Below are 22,162 nucleotides of genomic sequence, written 5' to 3'. Positions count from 1 at the left end.
TGGCGATGGCTCTCTGGCGCGCCAAATCTCCATTGATCCTGGCCTCGCAAAGCAGCGCGCGCAAATTGCTGCTGGCCAATGCCGGGCTGGAGTTCAAGGCGATTACGGCCGACATTGACGAACGCGAAATTCAAGCAGCTTCTAAGCTTTCAAATCCGCGCGAGATCGCTCTGCTGCTGGCATCTGAAAAGGCCAAGGCGGTATCGGCGCATCATCCCGAAAGCTATGTGATCGGCGCCGACCAGACGCTGGCGCTCGGGGAGCGTCTTTTCAACAAGCCCGCGGGCCGTGCTCAGGCCATGGCGCAATTGCGCGAGCTCGCCGGCAAGAGCCACGCGTTGAATTCGGCCGTAGCTGTGGCCCGCGACGGCAACATTGTTTTCGAGGATGTCTCGGTGGCCCACATGACCATGCGGCAGATGTCCGAAGCCGAGCTTCAGACCTATCTCGATGCTGCCGGCGATGCCGTGACGACAAGCGTCGGGGCCTATCAGCTCGAGAGCCTGGGAATCCATTTGTTCGAACGAATCGAGGGCGATCACTTCACCATTCTCGGCCTGCCGCTGTTGCCGCTGCTTGCATTCCTGCGGCACGAACGGCTAGTTGCGGTGTGAACGGCAGGGATGGCTGTGCGCTGATGCGGATCCTGGGACTGACCGGCTCGATCGGAATGGGCAAATCCACCACCGCGAAATTGTTCGCGGAGGCGGGCGTCCCCGTCTACGACGCCGATGCCGCCGTCCATCAACTCTATGAGGGCGAGGCGGCGCCGGCGATCGAGGCTGCCTTTCCCGGCACCACCGCCAACGGCAAGGTCGATCGGCAAAAACTGTCTGCGCGCGTCGTGCACGATCCTGCCGCCATCAAGCAGCTGGAGCAGATCGTTCACCCCATGCTCGGCGCCTCCCGCCAGAAATTTTTTGCCGACGCGGAAGCGGCCAAGGCGCCGGTCGTGGTTCTCGACATCCCGCTGCTGTTCGAAACCGGCGGCGAGAAGCGCGTCGATGCCGTGGTCGTGGTGTCGACCTCGCCGGAACTCCAGCGCGAGCGCGTGCTGGCGCGAGGCACGATGGACGAGGCGAAACTCGACGCCATCATCGCCAAGCAGACGCCCGATGCCGAGAAGCGCAAGCGCGCCGATTTCGTAGTGGATACGTCACACGGACTTGAACCGGTGCGCGCGCAAATCAGGGACATCCTGGCCAAGGTCGTTAAGATGCCGCAACGGCGAGCCTGATTCGCCGCCTCACACGGCTTGTCAAAACATGCGCGAAATCGTTCTCGACACCGAAACCACCGGCCTCGATCCGCTGCGCGGCGATCGCCTGGTCGAAATCGGCTGCGTCGAGATTCTGAACCGCATGCCGACCGGACAGACGTTTCATGTCTACATCAATCCGGAAAGGGACATGCCGGCGGAAGCCTTTGCGGTGCACGGGCTGTCGAGCGAATTTCTGGCGACGAAGCCGCTGTTTCACGAGGTCGTCGACGAGTTCATTGCGTTCATCGGCGATGCGCCCCTGGTGATCCACAACGCCTCGTTCGACATCAGCTTCATCAATGCCGAGCTCGACCGCATCAAAAAGGCGGCGATTCCGCGCGACCGGCTGGTCGATACGCTGTTGCTGGCGCGGCGCAAGCATCCCGGCGTGTCCAACCGGCTCGACGATCTCTGCTCGCGCTATGCGATCGACAATTCGCACCGCACCAAGCACGGCGCGCTGCTCGACGCCGAGTTGCTGGCTGAGGTCTATATCGATCTGATCGGGGCGCGGCAGTCGCAACTGATCCTGGCCTCGGATAGCGAGGAGATTCGCGTCAATGTGACCGGAGAGATCACACGGCGACAGCGGGCCGTGCCGCTTGCGCCGCGGATTTCGGACGCCGAGCGCGAGGCCCACCGGGCCTTCATTGCTACGCTCGGCGACAAGGCGATCTGGAACGAGTTCCTGCCCGCTCCGGCGGTCAGTCCGGCCGGTTAGGCCTGACCGCTCGGCTGAGCGGCCATCTGCCGCTCCATGTTCTGGCGATAGAGACCGACGAAATCGACCGGATCCAGCATCAGGGGCGGGAACCCGCCGTCGCGGACCGCGGTCGCGATGATCTCGCGTGCGAACGGGAACAACAGCCGCGGGCACTCGATCATCACCAGCGGATGCAGATTCTCCTTCGGGACGTTGGAGATCCGGAACACGCCGGCATAGGCGAGCTCGAACGAGAACATCACCTTGCCCGCGGTTTCGGCCTTGCCTTCGACCGACAGCGTCACCTCGAACTCCTGTTCGCTGAGGTTATTGGCGCTGACGTTGATCTGGATGTTGATCTGGGGCGGCTGTCCCTGGGACTGGAGCGAACTCGGCGCGTTCGGGTTTTCGAACGAGAGGTCCTTGGTATACTGGGCCAGCACGTTGAGCTGGGGAGCCTGGGCCGCCTCGGGAGGGGTGCCGTTACCGTTGGTCATGAAAGTCTCTCCTTACCCGATTGGGCTGAATTTCGCGGCGGTTGGCTAACATAGGGCCGCCTCGTTCCACAAGGACGAACGGTCCCGGATGGGGTTGCCGGGCCATCCCCGCAACTGCGACGTTCAACCCGGCTTCCCGGCCCAAGGGCGCTGTAAACGATTGAAGATGCGCGATTTCCGGCCACGATCGGGTTTCCCCTTAAGCATAAAACGCGCTACACTTGCCTCTGTGCCAAAAGGCGCCATTGGCCGGGCAAGATTTCGTGCCTACATCCGGCGGACGTAACGCGCGGAGCCAAAATGGTGATGTAGACTTGCCGTACCCGCGTGGAACGGTCTACTGGCCGGATCGATTTTCCCGGTAGTGACCCCCTGAAAAGACCAGAAAGCGAATACGACGTGGACATCTACACCATCATCTTCCTAGCGCTGGCGGTCTTTATCTTCCTGCGGCTGCGTAGCGTGCTGGGGCAGCGTACCGGCAGTGAGCGGCCGCCGTTCGATCGCACCGCCCGCAATGCGCTGGGCGCCCAGGACAAGAACGTCGTGACCATGCCGGGCAAGGTGATCGACCAGGCCCCGCTGGCGCCGACGGCTGAGCCGGCCCCGCCCTCCGATCGCTGGAAGGATCTGACCGAGCCCGGCACCGCGCTGGCGCAGGGCCTCGACGCCATCGTCGAGAAAGATTCCACCTTCGATCCGCGGCACTTCCTGTCCGGCGCCCGCGGCGCCTACGAGATGATCGTTCTCGCCTTCGCCAATGGCGACCGGCGCGCGCTGCGCGACCTGCTGTCGTCCGAGGTCTATGAGAGCTTCGACGCGGCGATCAAGGAGCGCGAGAAGAACGAGCAGAAGACCGAGACGCGCTTCGTCTCGATCGACAAGGCCGAGCTGGTCGGCGCCGAGCTACGCGACCGCACCGGACAGCTCACCGTGCGCTTCGTCTCGCAGATGATCTCGGCCACCCGCGACAAGGCCGGCAACATCGTCGACGGCAGCGCCGACACGGTCGCCGACATTACCGACATCTGGACTTTCGCCCGCGACATCACCTCTCGCGATCCGAACTGGAAGCTGGTTGGCACCGGAAGCGCGAATTAAGGTTTTCCTGAAGACGAGCGCGGCGGCGCTGTGCGCCGGTGTCGTCGCGCTATCGTCGTTTTCGCTCGGCGCCGAGGCGGCGCGGCGCCACTATCGCAGCCATCATCACCATCGTCCCGAATTGCCTGCCGTGCCTGCGCGGGCCTTGCCCTATCCGCAGCTCCCCCTGCCGTTCGAAATTCCCGGTGCGCAATATTTGCCGCTGACCTGGGCCGACGTGAAGGGCTGGAGCGACGACGATCATCTCGCTGCCTACAAGACCTTCCGCGCCAGCTGCCGTTCGATCAATGCGCAGACGGCCGCGGCCGAAGCCAAGGTCGAAGCCAAGATCGAATACAAGGCTTTGGGCGCCTCGCTGAGCGAACCCTGCCGTAACGTCAAATCGCTCGAACTCACCGACGACGCCAAAGCGAAAGCCTTCTTCGAGGCGAATTTTGCGCCGCTGCGGATCTCGCGTCTCGGCGAGCCCGACGGGTTCGTCACCGGTTACTACGAGCCGGTGCTCGACGGCTCGCGCACGCAGACCGATGTCTACAACGTGCCGGTGTATCGCCGACCCTCCAACTTGTTCGTGCGTGGCTACAAGCAGGACTCGGTCAGCCTGCCCAACAAGGGCCTGGTCTATCGCAAGATCGGCCGCCGCAAGCTGGTGCCCTATTACGATCGCGGCGAGATCGAGGACGGCAAGATCGCCGGCCGTGGACTGGAGATCGCCTGGCTGAAGGACCCGACCGATCTTCTGTTCGCCCAGATCCAGGGCTCGGCCCGAATCAAGTTCGACGACGGCACCACGGTCCGGCTCAACTACGACGCCTATAACGGCTATCCCTACACGGCCGTGGGGCGCGTGCTGATCGAGCGCGGCATCATCTCGAAGGAAGAGATGTCGATGCAGAAGATCAGGGAGTGGATGGCGCAGAACCCCGATGGCGCCAAGGAGCTGCGCCGCCAGAACCGCTCCTACATCTTCTTCCGTGAGGTCAATTTGTCCGACAAGGACGAGGCGGTCGGCGCGCAAGGCATTCCTCTGACGGCGGGCCGCTCGATCGCGGTCGACAGGACGCTCCACGTCTATGGCACGCCGTTCTTCATCGAAGGCGAGCTGCCGATCGATTCCGAACGCGCCAAGACACCATTTCACCGCCTGATGATCGCGCAGGACACCGGCTCGGCCATCATTGGACCTGCGCGCGCCGATCTCTATTTTGGTGCGGGCCAGGAAGCCGGCCGCGTCTCGGGCCGGCTGCGCCACGCCATGCACTTCGTGATGCTGGTGCCGAAGGGCGTCGATCCCGTCGCCCGCGGCGCGCGGCTGCCGGTGCCGGATCCGCGGCCGTCGGAGAAGATCGCAAAGCTGTTTCCGCAGACCGATCCCGCGAAGGATCCGGCCAGGCCGGCCACGCCCGCCGCAGCCACGACGCAAGGCAGGAGCGACACGGTCGCCGTTGCGAGCCCGGTGCCGCTGCCGGCACCGCGCCCCATGATAGAGCCGGACCGCGAACCGCGCCGGCCCGCGAAAAATCGCTCCCATCGGCAATGAAGCGATCGTCCCGCCCGCCCGTGCTGGATATTCGTCCCTCGCCGCGCCGCCGCGCGCTGAGCGAGGAAGACCGCGAGCTGTGGGACTTCGTCGCAAAGCAGGTCAAGCCGCTCAGGAAGACCCGTGCGGCGAAACTGCACGCCGCGCCGCGCGCCGAACCTTTGCCTTCATCGCCAGGCGGCAAGCCCGCGCCGCCGGCAAGGCCGGTTGCCGCGGCGCCGGCACCGCGTGTCGCGAAGCCGTCGGTGCCGCCGCTGGCGCCGCTCGGCAAGCGCGAGCGGACGAAACTGTCGCGCGGCCGCAGCGAGATCGAGGCGCGGCTGGATCTGCACGGCATGACCCAGACGCGCGCCCATCGCGCATTGTCCGGCTTCCTTCAGCGCGCCCACCATGACGGCCTGACCTTCGTGCTCGTCATCACCGGCAAGGGACGGAGCGGCGGCGAAAGCGGCGTGCTGCGCCGCCAGGTACCGGAATGGCTGAGCCTGCCGGAATTCCGCGCCTTCGTGGTTGGATTTGAAGAGGCGGGTATCGGCCACGGCGGCGAGGGCGCGCTTTATGTGCGAATCAGGCGGGCGAGATTCTAGCGGCTCTACACCTCTCCCGCTTGCGGGAGAGGTCGACGCGCCCCGGGCGATGCGAAGCATCGTCCCGCGCGCGGCGGGTGAGGGTTCTTTCGTCTTGGGGAATCCCAATGCGGAGAGACCCTCTCCCCAGCCCTCTCCCGCAAGCGGGAGAGGGAGCGCACCTCCGCCGCGGCCGCTGGTCGTGAATCCTTAAAACGGCCGCACGATTCCGACGCGCGGGATCAGCGTGATGATCAGACCGAAGATATTCGTCGCCCGATCGTCCGCCGGAATCAGCGGCACCTGCCGCGCGGCCGGCAGCATCTTCACGGCATGCAGGATCAGGAACATGCAGACCGCCCAGTTCGAGATCCAGCGCGAATAGTCGAACACCATCGCGAACATCACGAGATAGGCGAAGCTGACGGCGACCAGTGCCGCGATCACCAGGCGGCGTTGCATGTCGCTGGCAAGCGCACCGATCAGGTTGGCAAAATAGCGCCACACCGGCATGTGCAGCCAGATCAGCAGCGCGAATACGGGCACGCCGAGGATGTTGTGCGGCAGGCGTCCCCAGGTGTCGGCAATCTCCTTCGCCAGCGGCTGGTACCAGATGTAGCTGAATTGCAGCAGGTCGGTGCGCGAGGAATCGGCCATCCGGCTTTTCAGATACGCCACGAAATCCGCTTCCGGGATCGGCATCGTCCCCACAAACTGCGCCGCGAAGAACAGCGCAGAGACAAGAAGAAGTGCGACAACGCCGAACGCGACGTTGGTGCGATTACAGCCGTGCGCGAGGTAATGCCTGATCACGACGATGGTGATGATCGTCGGCACATACATCAGCAGATGAATGTGGTGGATCAGGATCAGGACGATCGAGAACGTCGCGGCCGTCGCCACGAACAGGAGGGAGCCCGCCGGCATCAACAGCAGGATGATCGCCAGCGCGCAGCCATAGATGTCGAAATGGCCGAGCGTGTGCATGAAGTTCTTCAGGAAGAACGGCGAGCCCGCGATGAAGATAAACAGCGGCAGCGTCTTGGCGGCGAATCCGAACGTCTTCTGGAACAGCTTTGCGAACAAAGCGAGCGTGGCCAGCCACGTCACTCCGCCGAGCGCGAACACCAGCCACACCGGCACCTTCGCGGTGAACAGCGCGACGATCGCCCCGATCAGCGCGCGCTTGATGAAACCGAAATGATAGTCGACGAGGAGATGGATATAGGGGACGTAAGGCGGCAGCTGGATCTTGTGGACGAAGACGCCGATGATAACAGCGGCGTTGACGGCGAGCAGGATCCGCCAGGGATTTTGCAGGACGCTAGCGCGCACGAAGCACCTGCGCTGCGGCCATTACTTCCGCTGTCGTCCCGGCGAAGGCCGGGACCCATAATCTCCCATGTTTGTTTTGAGCCAACGCTGGGGCCGCTATCATTTCCAACAAGGACCGCCGGTGAGTATGGGTCCCGGCCCCCGTGCGCAATTGCGCACTAGGCCGGGACGACGCCGGAATGAATAGCGCGGGCCTAGCGGATTACAAAATAAACCGGCTCAGATCGGCGTTCTTGGCGAGGTCGCCGACGTGCTTCTGCACGTAGTCGGCATCGATCCGGATGGTCTCGCCGTTGCGATCGGGTGCACTGAAGGAGATTTCGTCCAGCACGCGCTCCATCACGGTCTGCAGCCGCCGGGCGCCGATGTTCTCGACGGTCGAATTCACGGCTACCGCGACGTCGGCCAGCGCATCGATGGCGCTGTCGGTGACATCGAGCGTCACGCCTTCGGTCTGCATCAAGGCGACATATTGCTTGATCAGCGAGGCCTCGGGCTCGGTCAGGATACGCCGCAGGTCGTCGCGGGTCAGCGCCTGCAACTCGACGCGGATCGGCAGCCGACCCTGCAATTCCGGCAACAGGTCCGACGGCTTGGCGACATGGAAGGCGCCGGAGGCAATGAACAGGATGTGGTCGGTCTTCACCGCGCCATGCTTGGTCGAGACCGTGGTGCCCTCGATCAGCGGCAGCAGGTCGCGCTGCACGCCTTCGCGCGAGACGTCGCCGCCGACGCGGCCGTCGCGCGCGCAGATCTTGTCGATCTCGTCGAGAAACACGATGCCGTTGTTCTCGACCGCGCCGATCGCCTCCTGGGTCAACTGGTCGTTGTCCAGCAGCTTGTCGGATTCCTCGTTGACGAGGATTTCGTGCGAGCTCTCCACCGTCAGCCGCCGCGTCTTGCTGCGGCCCCCTAACTTGCCGAAGATATCGCCGATCGAGACCGCGCCCATCTGCGCGCCAGGCATGCCCGGTATTTCGAACATCGGAAAGCCGCTGCCGGAAGACTGCGTCTCGATCTCGATTTCCTTGTCGTTCATTTCGCCGGCGCGCAGCTTCTTGCGGAACGATTCCCGCGTCGCCGCGCTGGCGTTGGCGCCGACCAGCGCGTCGAGCACGCGCTCCTCGGCGGCGAGCTGCGCCCGCGCCTGCACGTCCTTGCGCTTGCGTTCACGCACCTGGGCGATCGCGACCTCGACGAGGTCGCGCACGATCTGCTCGACGTCGCGGCCGACATAGCCGACCTCGGTGAATTTCGTCGCCTCGACCTTCAGGAACGGCGCGTTGGCAAGCTTGGCGAGCCGCCGCGCGATCTCGGTCTTGCCGACGCCGGTCGGGCCGATCATCAGGATGTTCTTCGGCAGCACTTCCTCGCGCAAGGAACCTTCGAGCTGCTGCCGGCGCCAGCGGTTGCGCAAGGCGATCGAGACCGCGCGCTTGGCTTCGGCCTGGCCGACGATGAAGCGATCGAGTTCGGAAACGATTTCGCGGGGAGAGAAGTCTGTCATGGGACCTTAGCTAGGATCAGAGGCGGGCCGGGACAAGCCGCTTTTTTGGCCGTCAGAGGATCGGTGGGCCGGATTGCCAAAGTTTCACGGCGTCGAGCGGATGGATCAGCATCAGAATGTTCAGCGTCAGATTGTCACGAATATGGAGCGCCATCATGATCTCGAAGGCGAGCCCGATCGCGACGGTCGCCGGGACCGGCAGCAGACGCGCGGCGAGAAACCCCAGCACCATGAACGCCGTATCCGAGATCGAATTGACGATGCTGTCGCCGTAATAGTCCAGCGAGATCGTGCCGGCGCGGTAGCGCTCGATGATGAACGGGGAATTCTCGACGATCTCCCAGGTACCTTCGATCAGCATGGCGATGATCAGCCGTACCGGCCAGGAAAGGCGCAGCCATGGCAGCCGCGCGAACAGGATCCAGGTCAATCCGTAGAACAGGAAGCCGTGCAGGACATGCGAGAAACTGTACCAGTCGGCGATGTGCTGGGAGTTCTCCGAAGAGTTCACCACGCCATGCCAGAGCTTGATGGTGCCGCAGGTGCAGATCGGCACTCGCCCCATTGCGAACAGGATCGAGGCTTGCAGCGCGAGCAGCAGCAGCGCGATGCCGAGCCAGGCGAGCGGCGGAAATGCGGCCTTGCCCTCGTGCGTGGTTGCCAGCGTCATGGCGCGCGCACCATCAGGAGCGCCGGGCCGTCGGGCGTCTCGACCATGCGATCGCGGACGAAGCCCGCCTTCTCGTAAGCGCGCACGGCACGCACTTTGAGCGCATCAGGATCGGTCACGATGCGCGGCAGGCCTTGCTGCAGCCGCGCATCGGCGAACTGGCGGATGAATGCCGAGCCGTGACCGCGCGCGATCATGTCGCTCTCGCCGATGAACTGGTCGATGCCACGCGTGCCCTCCGGTTGCGGCCCGAACCCCGTATTCCAGGCGGTCAGGCTGTAGCATTGAAGATAGCCGAACGGCCGCTTGCCGGCCAACACGATGAACTGGTCCATCGCCGGCTCGTCGAGATCGCCGCGCACCAGCGCAAGCTGCTCCTCCGGATCGCCCCACCATTCCCGCACATGCGCTTCGGCCAGCCACTGCCGGACCAGCGGCAGGTCGGCCGTCGTCATCGGGCGGAAGGTGTAAATGACGCTCATCTACTTGCCACGGCGGGACTGCGCTCCCTCTCCCGCTTGCGGGAGAGGGCTGGGGAGAGGGTGCTTCCGCAATGGGACAGTCTCCGTGTGGGGAAAACCCTCACCCGCCGCGCTCTATGAGCGCGTCGACCTCTCCCGCAAGCGGGAGAGGCGCACCAAGCCGCGGACGCGCGTTCGGACAAAGGAAGCTCTACCTTACCCGCTCGCCAGGCTCTCGATGGTCACGTTGCGGTTGGTGTAGACGCAAATGTCGGCGGCGATGTCGAGCGAGCGGCGGACGATGGTCTCGGCGTCCTTGTCGGTGTCGAGGAGGGCCCGCGCCGCGGCCAGCGCGTAATTGCCGCCGGAGCCGATCGCCATCACCCCGGCTTCGGGCTCCAGCACGTCGCCGGTGCCGGTCAGCACCAGGGAGACGTCCTTGTCGGCCACGATCATCATGGCCTCCAGCCGCCGCAAATAGCGGTCGGTGCGCCAGTCCTTGGCGAGCTCGACCGCAGCCCGGGTCAATTGCCCCGGATATTGCTCGAGTTTGGCTTCCAGACGCTCAAACAGGGTGAAGGCGTCGGCGGTGGCGCCGGCAAAGCCGCCGATGACGTCGCCCTTGCCGAGCTTGCGGACCTTTTTGGCGTTGGACTTGATCACGGTCTGGCCGATCGAGACCTGACCGTCGCCGCCAACCACCACCTTGCCGCCCTTGCGGACGGTCAAAATCGTGGTGCCGTGCCAGACCGGCGAGCTGTTCTGGGGGTTCTGCATGAAATACCTCGTTGTCCGGCCTGATCTAGGCGGTTGGGGCCCAAGTCACAACCAGTGCACAACCGACGCACAACAGGACCGCTCCGGCCCAAATTTCGCTCACCATAGAGCGAACTGCCGCCCTGCCAAGGCGATCCCGCAGTAGCGAAGGCGTCATTTGGCTGTTAAAAGACCGGCGTTTTCGGCATCAGGCCAGATTGGAAGCCAGCTTTCCATGCGCACCGCGACGATCAAGCGCAAGACCAAGGAGACCGACATCGAGGTGACCGTGAACCTCGATGGTACCGGCGTGTCCAAAATCGCGACCGGCATCGGCTTTTTCGACCATATGCTCGATCTCCTCGCCCGCCATTCCCGCATCGACCTGACGGTCAAGGCGGTGGGCGATCTGCACATTGATCATCACCATACCACCGAAGACACCGGCATCGCGCTCGGCCAGGCGGTCAAGCAGGCGCTCGGCAACATGGCCGGCATCACCCGCTACGCCGGCGTCCACATGCCCATGGACGAGACCCTGTCGCGCGTCGTCATCGACATCTCGGGACGCCCGGTCCTGGTGTTCAAGGTCGATTTCCCCCGCGACAAGATCGGAGAGTTCGACACCGAGCTGGTGCGCGAGTGGTTCCAGGCCTTCGCCATGAACGCCGGCGTGACTCTCCACGTCGAGACCCTATATGGCGATAACAGCCACCACATCGCGGAGTCCTGCTTCAAGGGTCTGGCGCGGGCGCTGCGGGCGGCGGTCGCGATCGATCCGAAGGCGGCGGGCGAGGTGCCCTCCACCAAGGGTTCGCTCGGCGGCTGACATCTCGCTCCGGCGGCACGCGCCGCTTGCGGTTTCACTGAATTCGAAGAACGGGGCATCACCATGCCTGTCTATACGGTTCATGCTCCCACCCCCGGCGGGGATGACCTGCGCGCCACGGACAAGTTCGTCTTCGTGCGCGACGGCTTCCATTTCTGGGCGATGGTGTTCGGCCCGTTCTGGCTGCTCTGGAACAGGCTCTGGCTGGCCCTGATCGGCTGGGTGATCTTCGTCGCTGCGTTCAATGCCGGGCTGTCCAGCCTTGGTGTCGGACGCGGCTCGATCTTCTTTGCCGACATCATCGTCGCGCTGCTGATGGGCTTTGAAGCGTCGAGCCTGCGCCGCTGGACGCTGTCGCGCAGCAAGTGGCGCCAGCTCGATATCGTCGTTGGCGACGACGAGGACACCGCAGAGCGCCGCTTCTTCGAACGCTGGAGCCAGAAGCAGCGCGGCATCGTCAACGATCAATGGGCCGTCGATCGCGGCGGCCCGCCGCCGACCCGGAACGTGCCGGGCCAGCAATTCTCCAGCCCGCCGCCGTTGCCAGCGGGCGGCATTATCGGATTGTTTCCAGAACCGGGAGGGTCAAGATGAGCGTCGCCATCATCGATTACGGTTCCGGCAATCTGCATTCCGCCGCCAAGGCCTTCGAGCGCGCCGCGCGCAGCCTGGAAAACCCGCAAAAGGTCTTTGTCACCAGCGATCCGGACCAGGCCTACGGTGCCGATCGTCTGGTGCTTCCCGGCGTCGGCGCCTTCGCCGATTGCCGGCGCGGGCTCGATGCCGTCAACGGCATGGTCGAGGCGATCACCGAAGCGGTGCGGGTCAAGGCGCGTCCGATGTTCGGCATCTGCGTCGGCATGCAGCTGTTCGCCACGCGCGGCAAGGAGCATGTCATCACGCAGGGCCTGAACTGGATCGGCGGCGACGTCGAGAAGATCACGCCGCGCGACGAAAACCTGAAGATCCCGCATATGGGCTGGAATACGCTCGACGTGCTCCGCGAGCATCCCGTGCTGGAGCGGCTGCCGCTCGGCCCAAAGGGCCAGCACGCCTATTTCGTGCACTCCTATCACCTCAACGCCGCCAATGAAGCGGACGTGCTAGCGCGCGCCGATTACGGCGGGCCGGTCACCGCAATCGTTGGCAAGGACACCGCCATCGGCACGCAATTCCACCCCGAGAAGAGCCAGCGCTTTGGGCTGGCGCTGATCTCGAACTTTTTGAGATGGAAGCCGTGATGGCCGCCGCTCTTGTTACCTCCCCCCTTGTGGGGGAGCAAAAGGCGGCCTCCGGCCGCCGTCTTAAGGGACGACGCCAAGGCGAAGCCTTGGCTATGCGCGAAGCATTCGGGAGGGGGGTAAGCCCCAACGGCGGTGCTTGTGGCTACCCCCCCCTCCCCAACCCTCCCCCACAAGGGGGGAGGGAGCCGACCGTGCGCGCGGAAAGGGCGCTGCTAACCGATGATCCTCTTCCCCGCCATCGACCTCAAGAACGGCCAATGCGTGCGCCTCGAGCAAGGCGACATGGCGCGCGCGACCGTGTTCAACCTCGATCCCGCGGCGCAGGCGCAGAGCTTCGTCACGCAAGGTTTTGAATATCTCCACGTCGTCGATCTCGATGGCGCCTTCGCCGGCAAGCCGGTGAATGCGCAGGCTGTCGAGGGCATGCTGAAGACGATCAAGATCCCGGTGCAGCTCGGCGGCGGCATTCGCGATCTCGCCACCGTCGAGGCCTGGCTCGCCAAGGGCATCACCCGCGTCATCATTGGCACCGCCGCGGTGCGCGATCCGGAGCTGGTGAAGGCTGCCGCGAAGAAATTTCCCGGCCGCGTCGCGGTCGGGTTGGACGCCCGCGACGGCAAGGTCGCGGTCGAAGGCTGGGCCGAGACCTCGCAGGTGACCGTGCTGGAAATCGCGCAGCGTTTCGAGGATGCCGGCGTCGCCGCCATCATCTTCACCGACATCGCGCGTGACGGTCTGCTCAAGGGGTTGAATCTCGATGCCACGATTGCGCTGGCGGAGGCGATCTCCATTCCCGTGATCGCCTCCGGCGGCCTCGCCTCGATCGAGGACGTCAAGGCGATGCTGACGCCGCGCGCGAAAAAGCTCGCCGGCGCGATTGCCGGCCGCGCGCTCTATGACGGCCGGCTCGATCCCACTGCGGCCCTCACGCTGATCCGCGCCGCGGCCTAGGAGACATCCGATGTTCAAGGTGCGCGTGATCCCCTGCCTCGACGTCAAGGACGGCCGGGTCGTCAAGGGCGTCAACTTCGTCGACCTGCGCGATGCCGGCGATCCCGTCGAAGCGGCGATCGCCTATGATGCGGCCGGCGCCGACGAACTCTGCTTCCTCGATATCACCGCGACCCATGAGAACCGCGGCATCATGCTCGACGTGGTCCGGCGCACGGCCGAGGCCTGCTTCATGCCGGTCACCGTGGGCGGCGGCGTACGTGAGGTCAACGACATCAGGACATTGCTGCGTTCCGGCGCCGACAAGGTCTCGATCAACAGCGCCGCGGTGTCGCGGCGCGAGTTCGTCAAGGAAGCGGCCGAAAAATTCGGCGAGCAGTGCGTGGTGGTCGCGATCGATGCCAAGCGGGTCAAGCGTCCGGGCGGCTCCGACCGCTGGGAGATCTTCACCCATGGCGGCCGCAACTCGACCGGCATCGACGCCGTCGAATATGCCCAGGAAGTGGTCTCGCTCGGGGCTGGTGAAATTTTGCTCACCTCGATGGACCGCGACGGCACAAGGCAGGGGTTCGACATCCCGCTGACCCGGGCGATCGCCGACAGCGTTCCCGTTCCCGTGATCGCCTCGGGCGGCGTCGGCAATCTCGATCACCTCGTCGACGGTATTCGCGACGGGCACGCCACGGCGGTGCTGGCCGCCTCGATCTTCCATTTCGGGGAATTCACCATCCGCGAGGCCAAGGAGCACATGACCCGGCGCGGCCTGCCCATGCGTCTCGATCCCTGACGACTCCAGTTCCAAAAAATGCTACATCGGCCGGTGAGACCGGCTGATGCAGCCGGGCGTGTTCTGAGTATTCCGTATGCCGCGTTTCACGATCCATGACCTGGCCGACACCATCGATGCCCGCGCGGCGGCCGGCGGCGAGGGCTCCTATACCCGCAAGCTCCTGGACAAGGGCGCCGAACATTGCGCCAAGAAGTTCGGTGAGGAAGCAGTCGAAACCGTAATCGCAGCAGTCGAAAACGATCGCGAGCATCTGATCGCCGAAGGCGCCGACCTGCTCTACCATTTCCTTGTGCTGCTCAAGGCCCGCGGCGTAAAGCTGGAAGAGGTCGAGGCGGCGCTGGACAAGCGAACCTCGATGTCCGGGTTGGAAGAGAAGGCGTCGCGCAAGGGCGGCAGTTAGCTGAGGTCGTAACGGAAAGGCGGCGTTATGGATATCCGCGCACCCGAGCAGCAGTACAATCCGTACCGCATCTATACGCGCGAGCAATGGGCGCGGCTGCGCGACGATACGCCGATGACGCTGGAGCCTGGCGAATTCGATCGCCTGCGCTCGCTGCATGATCGCCTGGACTTGCAGGAGGTCGAGGACATCTACCTGCCGCTGTCGCGATTGCTGTCGATCTATGTCGACGCGATGCAGAGGCTGTATTATGCGGAGCGCCAGTTCCTCAACATCCGCGACCGCAAGATGCCCTACATCATCGGCGTCGCCGGCTCGGTCGCGGTCGGAAAATCCACCACGGCCCGCGTGCTCCAGGCGCTGCTGGCGCGCTGGTCGCCGCGCCCGAAGGTCGAACTGATCACCACCGACGGTTTTCTCTATCCCAACGCCGTGCTCGAGCGGCAGGGCCTCATGCAGAAGAAGGGCTTTCCGGAGAGCTACGATCTGCCGCTGCTGCTCAGCTTCCTCTCCGACATCAAGGCCGGCCGCCGCCATGTGCGCGCGCCGGTCTATTCGCATCTGACTTACGACATCGTCCCGAACGAATGGGCCGAGATCGACCAACCCGACATCCTGATCGTCGAGGGCGTCAACGTGCTGCAAACCGGCAAGCTGCCGCGCGACGGCAAGGCGGTGCCGGTCGTCTCCGACTTCTTCGATTTCTCGGTCTATATCGACGCCGATGAGGCGGCGCTGCGGCAGTGGTACATCCGGCGATTCCTGTCGCTGCGCGATACTGCGTTCATCAACCCAAAGTCCTACTTCAACCGTTATGCGCTGTTGTCGGACGAGGAAGCCACCGCCACTGCGATCGCGATCTGGGAGCGCACCAACCTCGCCAATCTCGAGGACAACATCCTGCCGACCCGCCCCCGCGCGACATTGATCCTGAAGAAGGGCCCCGACCACGTGGTGGAGAGCGTGGCGCTGCGAAGATTGTAGTGGCTTTGTAGGGTGGGTTAGCGTCCGCCGAAGCTCGAAGAGCGAAGGCGGATGCGTAACCCACCACTTCTGCTTCGTGGAGAGAGACAGTGGTGGGTTACGCTTCGCTAACCCACCCTACGGCTGTTTCGATTGTGGCTACACCGCAATCTGCCGTGATGCCGCGAGCCCGGCCAGGGCCTCTTCCAGCTTCTCGCGATCCAGCGGTTTGATCAAAAACCCGTTCATGCCCGCCTCGAAGCAGGCATAACGATCCTCCACCAGCGTATTGGCGGTGAGGGCGAGGATCGGCGTGTGGCGGCCGCCTGTGGCTGCCTCATGCGCGCGGATGCGCTTGGTCGCCTCGATGCCGTCGAGCTGCGGCATCTGGATGTCCATCAGCACGAGATCATAGGGTGTGCCGGCCGATGCGGAGGCGAGCCAGGATTCCAGCGCGGCCTCGCCATGGACAGCGAGGACGACGCTGTGGCCGAGTTTCGTCAGCAGCGACCGCATCAGCAGCGCGTTGATCTCGTTGTCTTCGGCGACGAGGACCGACAGGCCTTTCGATGTCGTTGCATTGGCGGTGCTCTCAACCGGCGGCTCGGGGGCGAGATCTGGTGCGACAATTTCGGGCGTCAGCGCCAGGCGCGCGGCGAGCGAGGCCGCACGTAGCGGCTTGACCAGAAAGCCGGTGAAGGCGGCCGAAAGTTTCTCGTGGCGCGAGCTCGGCGTCAGCAGCACGAGCCGCTGCGACGCGTGTGTGCGCGCCGCTTCGCCCAGGCGGTCGGCAACGTCAGGACCGAGCGCACGATCAATCAGCACCGCATGCCATGACCGTTCCGGCAACAGCGCCTCCGCCACGGCGGCATCCGAGACCATGCAGATCTGGCCGCCCCAGCGCTCCAGCCGCCGCGCGATCAGCGCGGCCTCGATGCCGTCGGCGATCAGGAGGATAGACTTGCCGCCGGTGAGGTCGGGGCTCGCGAATGCCGTCTGCCCCGCGCCGGCTTGCGATGCTGTCAGCGGAATCGCGATCTCGAAGGTCGAGCCCTGGCCCGGCTCGCTCGTGAGCGTGATGCGGCCGCCCATCCGCTTGATGATGCGCTCGCTGATCGCAAGTCCAAGACCGGTGCCGCCATAGGTGCGGGCGACGCGCTCGTCGGCTTGCTCGAATTCGCGGAAGATGCGCGAGCGCGCTTCGGGCGCGATGCCGATGCCGGTGTCGCGCACCAGGAAGCTGATCTCGCTCGGCCATATCCCGGGCTCGACGATCAGCGCGACGCCGCCGCTCGCGGTGAATTTGATGGCATTGCCGGCGAGATTGAGCAGCACCTGGCGCAGCCGCGCCGCGTCGCCGACGATTTCGAGCGGCAGGCGCTCGTCGACATAGGCGGCGATCTCGAGATTCTTAGCCTGCGCGCGCGGCGCCAGCAGCTCGGTGATGTCCTCGATGAGGGTCGAGAGCGCGAACGGGCGCAGCTCGAGGTCGAGCTTGCCGGCTTCGATCTTGGAATAGTCGAGCAGCTCCTCGATCAGCGCCATCAGCGCCTCGCCGGAGGTCTTGACCGCCCTGGCATAGGTTGCCTGCTCGAGCGTGAGCGTGGTGTCGAGCAACAGCCCGCCCATGCCGATGATGCCGTTGAGGGGAGTGCGGATCTCGTGCGAGGCCATCGCCAGGAAGCGCGACTTGGCGCGGTTGGCGGCATCGGCCTGGTCGCGCGCCTCCGACAGCGCCCGTTCGGTCTCGGTGCGGTCGGTGACGTCGCGCCCGACGCTCTGTAATTCGGCGCCCTGGCCGGCATCGAGCCGCACAAAACCCTCGCGCCAGGCGATCCAGCGTCCGCCGACGGGCGTCGCGATCTTCTGGTCGTGCATGCGGGTGCCGCTGCTTTCGCGCGCGCTTTCGCCCTGCTCCAGCACGTCGAAATCAAAGCGCGTGCCGATCAGCGCGTTGCGCGCGCGGCCGGCCAGCGCGCAATAGGCGTCGTTGGCGAAGGTGATGCGGCCTTGATGATCGCGCAGCACGATCAGGTCGCCCTGCTGTTCGAACAGGCTGCGGGCGCGCTCTTCGGCTTCCTTCAGCTCCCAATTGCGATCGATCAGTGCTTCATTGTGGGCGGCCAGCGTGCGCAGCCGCTTGTTGACGAAGCGCAGCCGCATGCTCAGCGTCGCCAGGCCAAGGCAGGCGAGCGCGAACAGAAAACTCGCGCCGATCGCAAACGCGTTGGGATCGTAACCGGAATTCTCGGACCGGCTGCCGGTAATGAATCCGAAGGCGCCGCCAAAAGTCGCCGAGAAGATCACGAACGAGCGGATCGCGAACGCAATTCTGGGATGGCGGCGCCTGAAGCGGCGCGTATGCACCTTGATCCGGAACGTCCGACCCATCGCAACCGACCCCGACTCTTGTCCGAAACCCCGCCCTGCCGTGTGCGACGATGTCTCGCCGACCTTGCGAACAGCTTGAGGCTTTGGGGCTGCTGCCAAACAGGGTTGACGAGGCGTTAACGGCTCAGAGCGAGGCTGCCTGGAGGTGGCGGTGGCCACCGTGGGCGCCGACGATCAATGCTGCCGCGTCGCGCTGCGAAAACGTCTTCGAGCGGACATAGATGCGGTAATCCGCCGGTCCTTCGCTGGAGAGATAGATCACCGGGCCGCCATCGACGGGCTGCGCGGCAATCGTGATGAGGCGTGTCGACGGATTGGCCTGGCAGGAATCCAGCTCCGAACCGATGCCGTCGTCGACGACGGCGAAATCCGCGGCATCAGGATCGTCGGTGATCTGAACCCGCACTGTGGCCCGCGTCGGGTCTTCGGTGAAGGCGACGTGCACGCCGGCCGTCCAGAATAGGGACGTGAGCTCGACCGTGCTGTCGCCGAGCGCGATGCAGGGATGCGAGACCGATCCGATCTCTGCACGGGCGAACACCGCAGCCGCCAACACGGGAATAACCGAGGCCAGGATCTTGAAACGCAACATGACACTCTACTCGCCGGGCCCCTAGGGAACTCGTGTCGGAAACGCGTGGGCCTTATGGTTTGCAGAGTGTAAAGGAAACTCGTTACCGCCGGGTTGATGCGGTATCCAGGGATGAGAGTCTCAGTCGGCTAGGCCGCTTCCGTTCGCTTTTCGCTCGACTTTAGTGAGAACCAAATAGCTGTTCCTGCCAAAGCTGATCGCCCACAGGGCCGCCCAGGCGCCCCACCTGTTCTTGACCTCGATCTCGACCGTTTCGCCGGGAGCGGTGCGAACGATGAGCGGATGGCTCCTGCCCCAATCAATGCTCGCCTCGATCGTGCAGGCCCCGGCTGGCACCGTGATCTCCAACGCATCGTTGCGCGCAAGCTTCCCAACGCTGGTCCCGTTGACCCGGAGCTCGTAGGACCTCAGCCAATCGGCATATTGGGACGGACGAACAAATCTGATGGTGCAGGCATCGGCATCGGTCATGGTTCGATCTCACGCAAAGTGCTGCTCTTGAGCAAAATGCCGCGGCGCATCAGTCACGCCATCTGCCGCACGTCCTCCGCAAGGGCGCGGTAGGACAGCGCCTCGGCGAGATGCAGCCGGCCGATCTTCTCGGTGCCATCGAGATCGGCGAGCGTGCGCGCCACCCGCAGCACGCGGTGATAGCCGCGCGCCGACAGCCGCATGGTTTCGGCGGCATCGCGCAGCAGCTTGGCGCCTTGCGCGTCGGGCTTTGCGAACTCCTCCAGCACCGAAGCCGGCGCCTCGGCATTGGTGCGGACACGCGGCAGGCCGGCATCAGCATAGCGCGCGAGCTGGATGTCGCGCGCCGCCGCCACACGCGCGGCAACCTCGGCCGATCCTTCTGCCGCTGGCGGCAGGATCAAATCGGCGGCGGTGACCGCCGGCACCTCGATGCGCAGGTCGATGCGGTCCATCAGCGGGCCGGAGATGCGGGCCTGGTAGTCGCCGGTGCAGCGATCGATGCGGCCGCGCTTGCAGGCATAGCCGGGTTCGAACGCGTTGCCGCAGCGGCAGGGATTCATCGCGGCGACCAGCATGAAGCGCGCCGGATAGGTGACGCGGTGATTGGCACGGGACACCGCGACCTCGCCGTTCTCCAGCGGCTGGCGCAGCGAATCCAGCACACGCGGATCGAATTCGGGCAGCTCGTCGAGGAACAGCACGCCCTGATGCGCCAGCGAGATCTCGCCGGGTTTTGCCCGCATGCCGCCCCCGGTGAGCGCGGCCATGCTGGCGGAATGATGCGGCGAGCGGAACGGGCGCCGCGCGGTGAGCGCGCCGCCTTGGATCTCGCCGGCAACGGAGGCGATCATCGAGACCTCGAGCAGTTCGCCCGGCGACAGCGGCGGCAGGATCGAGGGCAGCCGCGCCGCCAGCATCGATTTGCCGGCGCCGGGCGCACCGATCATCAGGAGATGATGTCCGCCCGCGGCTGCGATCTCGAGCGCCCGCTTGGCGCTCTCCTGGCCCTTGATGTCACGCAAATCGAGCGGGGAGGCGGCAGCCTCATGCACTTTCGGCGAGGGCCGCGACAGCACTTGCGTGCCCTTGAAGTGATTGGCGATCTGGATCAGCGAACTCGCGGCAATGATCTGGATGTCCGGGCTTGCCCACGCCGCCTCCGAGCCGCAAGCCGCCGGGCAGATCAATCCTTCCTCGCGCGTATTGGCGCCGATCGCGGCGGGGAGAACGCCGGCAACGGGTGCAATCGAGCCGTCGAGGCCGAGCTCGCCGAGAACGGTAAAGCCCGTCAATGCATCCGGCGGAATCGCGCCGATCGCCGCCATCAGCCCGAGCGCGATCGGCAGATCGTAATGGCTGCCTTCCTTGGGCAGATCAGCGGGCGCCAGATTGACGATGATCCGCCGCGCCGGCAGCGCCAGCCCTGAGGCGATCAGCGCCGCGCGGACCCGCTCGCGCGCCTCCGACACCGCCTTGTCCGGCAAGCCGACGATGGCAAAAGCCGGCAGGCCCGGCGCAACCTGCACCTGGACGTCGACCGCGCGGGCCTCGATCCCCTCAAAGGCGACGGTAGAAACCCGCTGAACCATGCCCGAAACCAAGCTGCCCTCTCGCACAATCGAGGGTAGCAGAGCGGATTGGCCGTGGCAAGAACAATACGGGAACACTCTTTGGGCGCGCCGAAGCCCTAACGAAGCGTAAACGCGGCCTCGACACTACGTCTCGAATGCGAACGGCTGTCCTCAGCACATTCCAACGAATGTCCGCTACTCCTAGGGGTGCGGGATGGGCCGTGATCTAACGGGTGAACAATTCAAATGCTTGCAAATCGCCGGAGAAGCGAACGTCGGGTGTGCACACGGCTCGCCAAGATTCATTTTGGCGCCGGTTCATTGCCACGGGACTGCACGATCACGGACATCTCTGATGGGGGCGTGAAAGTGGTGGCGGAATTCCTGGAAGTGCCGCCGCAATTCACCATCATCTTCGCGCCGGACTATTCCCGCCAATGCCGCCTGCGCTGGCGCATCGGCTGCGAGTTCGGTGCCGAATTCACCGATTAGACGAGCATGATCCGGAAAAGTGTGCAGCGGTTTTCCGAAAGAGATCATGCTCAAACAAAAGACAGGCGCGCGTCCTTAACGGGACTTTAGCGTTAATCGGTAAGCATCTCTGATCAGTCGTCGAGTGATCAGAGTATGTCCAAGCGTTCGCCCCTCGCCTCTCCCCCGGCGAGATTACTGCTTCCCGCGCTCCTGGTGCTTGTCCTCGGCGGTTGCCAGACTATGAGCCTGGAGGACGTGACCGGCGCGCTAGGCGGCAGGCCGGACTCGGCGGCCAAGGCGGAAGCGAAGCCGGACATGGACGCGCTTCGCGAGCGCTATCGTGCCAGGCCGAGCGATCCGAGCATCGCAATCGAATACGGCAAGGCGCTGCGCGATACCGGCCAGCGTGCGCAGGCGGTTGCGGTGCTGGAGCAGGCCGTGCTTGCCCATCCCAGCAACAAGGCGCTGCTCGCCGGCTATGGCCGCGCGCTCGCCGACGGCGGCAATTTCCAGCAGGCCTTCGACGTCCTGAGCCGCGCGCACACGCCCGAGGATCCCGACTGGCACATCCTGTCGGCGCAGGGCGCGGCGCTCGACCAGCTCGGCCGCAACGAGGAAGCGCAGCAATATTACGCCGCCGCGCTCAAGATCGTGCCCGACGAGCCGCAGGTCTTGTCCAATCTCGGCCTGTCCTACATGCTCCAGAACAATCTGCCGAGAGCCGAGGAGACGCTGCGCCGCGCGCATGAACGCAGCCCCGCCTCCTCGCGCGTGCGCGCCAATCTGGCCCTCGTCCTCGGACTGGAAGGAAAACTGGCCGAGGCGGAAACCATCGTGAAGGGCGATCTGCCGCCGGCCGAAGCGGCGGCGAAGGTCACGGCACTGCGCCAGTTGCTGGCGAAGAAGCAGCAGCAGCGGGCCGACAAGTAGCCCGCCCTCTCTTACGACCTTATGGGATGAGACTCGCCTAGCGCCTCGCGAAGGTGCGTTCCCTCCCCCCTTGTGGGCAGGGTGATCGCATATGGGTGCAGGATGCGGCGACATCGGCAGTGGGCTCCCTCTCCCGCTTGCGGGGGAGGGTTGGGG

25 protein-coding genes are annotated in these 22,162 nt (G+C 64.8%); 15 read left to right on the top strand and 10 right to left on the bottom strand.

The annotated features are described in order from the left end of the window. The first annotated feature begins 5 nt into the window (after positions 1 to 5). The 3 genes from GWG65_RS24230 to dnaQ are packed head-to-tail and all read left to right on the top strand — an operon-like array spanning position 6 to position 1,982. On the top strand, positions 6 to 614 hold the full coding sequence (locus GWG65_RS24230) for a Maf family nucleotide pyrophosphatase (RefSeq protein WP_275198194.1): 609 nt from the start codon (positions 6 to 8) through the stop codon (positions 612 to 614). Positions 615 to 637: 23 nt separating this feature from the next. Then, entirely contained in the window at positions 638 to 1,237 is a 600-nt protein-coding gene (gene coaE, locus GWG65_RS24225; protein WP_275198081.1) for a dephospho-CoA kinase, read from the top strand. A 28-nt stretch (positions 1,238 to 1,265) separates the two neighbouring features. Beyond that, positions 1,266 to 1,982, top strand: a complete 717-nt coding sequence (gene dnaQ, locus GWG65_RS24220) for a DNA polymerase III subunit epsilon (protein ID WP_275198080.1) — start codon at positions 1,266 to 1,268, stop codon at positions 1,980 to 1,982. Here dnaQ and secB read toward each other — a convergent pair. Beyond that, entirely contained in the window at positions 1,979 to 2,461 is a 483-nt protein-coding gene (gene secB / locus GWG65_RS24215) for a protein-export chaperone SecB (protein ID WP_148744199.1), read from the bottom strand. The genes dnaQ and secB overlap by 4 nt on opposite strands. Before the next feature lie 399 nt (positions 2,462 to 2,860). Between secB and GWG65_RS24210 the strand changes: the two genes are divergently transcribed. From GWG65_RS24210 to GWG65_RS24200, 3 genes are read left to right on the top strand one after another with little or no spacing between them, the layout of a single operon-like run. Further along, entirely contained in the window at positions 2,861 to 3,562 is a 702-nt protein-coding gene (locus tag GWG65_RS24210; protein ID WP_275198079.1) for a Tim44/TimA family putative adaptor protein, read from the top strand. Continuing rightward, positions 3,540 to 5,102: an MltA domain-containing protein gene (locus GWG65_RS24205; RefSeq protein WP_275198078.1), complete on the top strand. Its 1,563-nt coding sequence runs from the start codon at positions 3,540 to 3,542 to the stop codon at positions 5,100 to 5,102. Before GWG65_RS24210 ends, GWG65_RS24205 begins: the two co-directional genes overlap by 23 nt. After that, entirely contained in the window at positions 5,099 to 5,689 is a 591-nt protein-coding gene (locus GWG65_RS24200; RefSeq protein WP_275198077.1) for a Smr/MutS family protein, read from the top strand. The genes GWG65_RS24205 and GWG65_RS24200 overlap by 4 nt, the downstream gene beginning before the upstream one ends. Before the next feature lie 189 nt (positions 5,690 to 5,878). Here GWG65_RS24200 and GWG65_RS24195 read toward each other — a convergent pair whose 3' ends face one another. The 5 genes from GWG65_RS24195 to hslV form a co-directional block, all read right to left on the bottom strand. After that, positions 5,879 to 7,003 (bottom strand): hypothetical protein, encoded by a 1,125-nt coding sequence (locus GWG65_RS24195; protein ID WP_275198076.1) that lies wholly within the window; start codon positions 7,001 to 7,003, stop codon positions 5,879 to 5,881. 202 nt (positions 7,004 to 7,205) lie between these two features. After that, a complete protein-coding gene (gene hslU / locus GWG65_RS24190; protein ID WP_247388613.1) occupies positions 7,206 to 8,510 on the bottom strand; it encodes an ATP-dependent protease ATPase subunit HslU in 1,305 nt (434 codons plus the stop codon). A gap of 52 nt (positions 8,511 to 8,562) precedes the next feature. After that, complete coding sequence (locus GWG65_RS24185) at positions 8,563 to 9,180, bottom strand: DUF2585 domain-containing protein (RefSeq protein WP_275198075.1); 618 nt, start codon at positions 9,178 to 9,180, stop codon at positions 8,563 to 8,565. Next, positions 9,177 to 9,662: a GNAT family N-acetyltransferase gene (locus GWG65_RS24180; protein ID WP_275198074.1), complete on the bottom strand. Its 486-nt coding sequence runs from the start codon at positions 9,660 to 9,662 to the stop codon at positions 9,177 to 9,179. The genes GWG65_RS24185 and GWG65_RS24180 overlap by 4 nt, the downstream gene beginning before the upstream one ends. Positions 9,663 to 9,857: 195 nt before the next feature. Continuing rightward, positions 9,858 to 10,418 (bottom strand): ATP-dependent protease subunit HslV, encoded by a 561-nt coding sequence (gene hslV / locus GWG65_RS24175; RefSeq protein WP_275198073.1) that lies wholly within the window; start codon positions 10,416 to 10,418, stop codon positions 9,858 to 9,860. Positions 10,419 to 10,632: 214 nt separating this feature from the next. Here hslV and hisB point away from each other — a divergent pair, with 214 nt between their 5' ends. The 7 genes from hisB (at position 10,633) to coaA (ending at position 15,595) form a co-directional block, all read left to right on the top strand. Continuing rightward, positions 10,633 to 11,226 (top strand): imidazoleglycerol-phosphate dehydratase HisB, encoded by a 594-nt coding sequence (gene hisB, locus GWG65_RS24170; protein WP_275198072.1) that lies wholly within the window; start codon positions 10,633 to 10,635, stop codon positions 11,224 to 11,226. Positions 11,227 to 11,289: 63 nt separating this feature from the next. Continuing rightward, positions 11,290 to 11,820, top strand: coding sequence for a DUF2628 domain-containing protein (locus tag GWG65_RS24165; protein WP_275198071.1), 531 nt, complete (start codon positions 11,290 to 11,292; stop codon positions 11,818 to 11,820). Beyond that, positions 11,817 to 12,467: an imidazole glycerol phosphate synthase subunit HisH gene (hisH, locus tag GWG65_RS24160; RefSeq protein ID WP_275198070.1), complete on the top strand. Its 651-nt coding sequence runs from the start codon at positions 11,817 to 11,819 to the stop codon at positions 12,465 to 12,467. The genes GWG65_RS24165 and hisH overlap by 4 nt, the downstream gene beginning before the upstream one ends. A gap of 222 nt (positions 12,468 to 12,689) precedes the next feature. Continuing rightward, positions 12,690 to 13,421: a 1-(5-phosphoribosyl)-5-[(5-phosphoribosylamino)methylideneamino]imidazole-4-carboxamide isomerase gene (hisA, locus tag GWG65_RS24155; protein ID WP_275198069.1), complete on the top strand. Its 732-nt coding sequence runs from the start codon at positions 12,690 to 12,692 to the stop codon at positions 13,419 to 13,421. 10 nt (positions 13,422 to 13,431) lie between these two features. Further along, positions 13,432 to 14,208 carry an imidazole glycerol phosphate synthase subunit HisF gene (gene hisF / locus GWG65_RS24150; protein ID WP_275198068.1) on the top strand — a complete coding sequence of 259 codons (777 nt, stop codon included), beginning with the start codon at positions 13,432 to 13,434 and terminating at the stop codon, positions 14,206 to 14,208. Positions 14,209 to 14,284: 76 nt separating this feature from the next. Further along, positions 14,285 to 14,611 carry a phosphoribosyl-ATP diphosphatase gene (locus tag GWG65_RS24145; RefSeq protein WP_275198067.1) on the top strand — a complete coding sequence of 109 codons (327 nt, stop codon included), beginning with the start codon at positions 14,285 to 14,287 and terminating at the stop codon, positions 14,609 to 14,611. A gap of 27 nt (positions 14,612 to 14,638) precedes the next feature. Beyond that, positions 14,639 to 15,595, top strand: a complete 957-nt coding sequence (gene coaA, locus GWG65_RS24140; RefSeq protein ID WP_148744213.1) for a type I pantothenate kinase — start codon at positions 14,639 to 14,641, stop codon at positions 15,593 to 15,595. 138 nt (positions 15,596 to 15,733) lie between these two features. Here coaA and GWG65_RS24135 read toward each other — a convergent pair whose 3' ends face one another. From GWG65_RS24135 to GWG65_RS24120, 4 genes are all read right to left on the bottom strand, one after another. After that, the gene (locus GWG65_RS24135; RefSeq protein WP_275198066.1) at positions 15,734 to 17,965 is read right to left on the bottom strand and encodes a PAS domain-containing hybrid sensor histidine kinase/response regulator; all 2,232 of its coding nucleotides are present in this window, start codon (positions 17,963 to 17,965) and stop codon (positions 15,734 to 15,736) included. A 124-nt stretch (positions 17,966 to 18,089) separates the two neighbouring features. Continuing rightward, positions 18,090 to 18,557 carry a hypothetical protein gene (locus GWG65_RS24130; RefSeq protein ID WP_275198065.1) on the bottom strand — a complete coding sequence of 156 codons (468 nt, stop codon included), beginning with the start codon at positions 18,555 to 18,557 and terminating at the stop codon, positions 18,090 to 18,092. 120 nt (positions 18,558 to 18,677) lie between these two features. After that, a complete protein-coding gene (locus GWG65_RS24125) occupies positions 18,678 to 19,028 on the bottom strand; it encodes a hypothetical protein (RefSeq protein WP_275198064.1) in 351 nt (116 codons plus the stop codon). A 53-nt stretch (positions 19,029 to 19,081) separates the two neighbouring features. Continuing rightward, on the bottom strand, positions 19,082 to 20,620 hold the full coding sequence (locus tag GWG65_RS24120; protein ID WP_275198063.1) for a YifB family Mg chelatase-like AAA ATPase: 1,539 nt from the start codon (positions 20,618 to 20,620) through the stop codon (positions 19,082 to 19,084). Positions 20,621 to 20,848: 228 nt separating this feature from the next. Between GWG65_RS24120 and GWG65_RS24115 the strand changes: the two genes are divergently transcribed. Continuing rightward, a complete protein-coding gene (locus tag GWG65_RS24115; protein ID WP_027534981.1) occupies positions 20,849 to 21,094 on the top strand; it encodes a PilZ domain-containing protein in 246 nt (81 codons plus the stop codon). 135 nt (positions 21,095 to 21,229) lie between these two features. Continuing rightward, positions 21,230 to 22,006, top strand: coding sequence for a tetratricopeptide repeat protein (locus tag GWG65_RS24110; protein WP_275198062.1), 777 nt, complete (start codon positions 21,230 to 21,232; stop codon positions 22,004 to 22,006). The last annotated feature ends 156 nt before the right edge of the window (positions 22,007 to 22,162 follow it).

This window comes from Bradyrhizobium sp. CSA207 (assembly GCF_029051685.1).
Lineage (GTDB): Bacteria > Pseudomonadota > Alphaproteobacteria > Rhizobiales > Xanthobacteraceae > Bradyrhizobium.
This window is presented reverse-complemented; position numbering and strand designations above follow the sequence as displayed.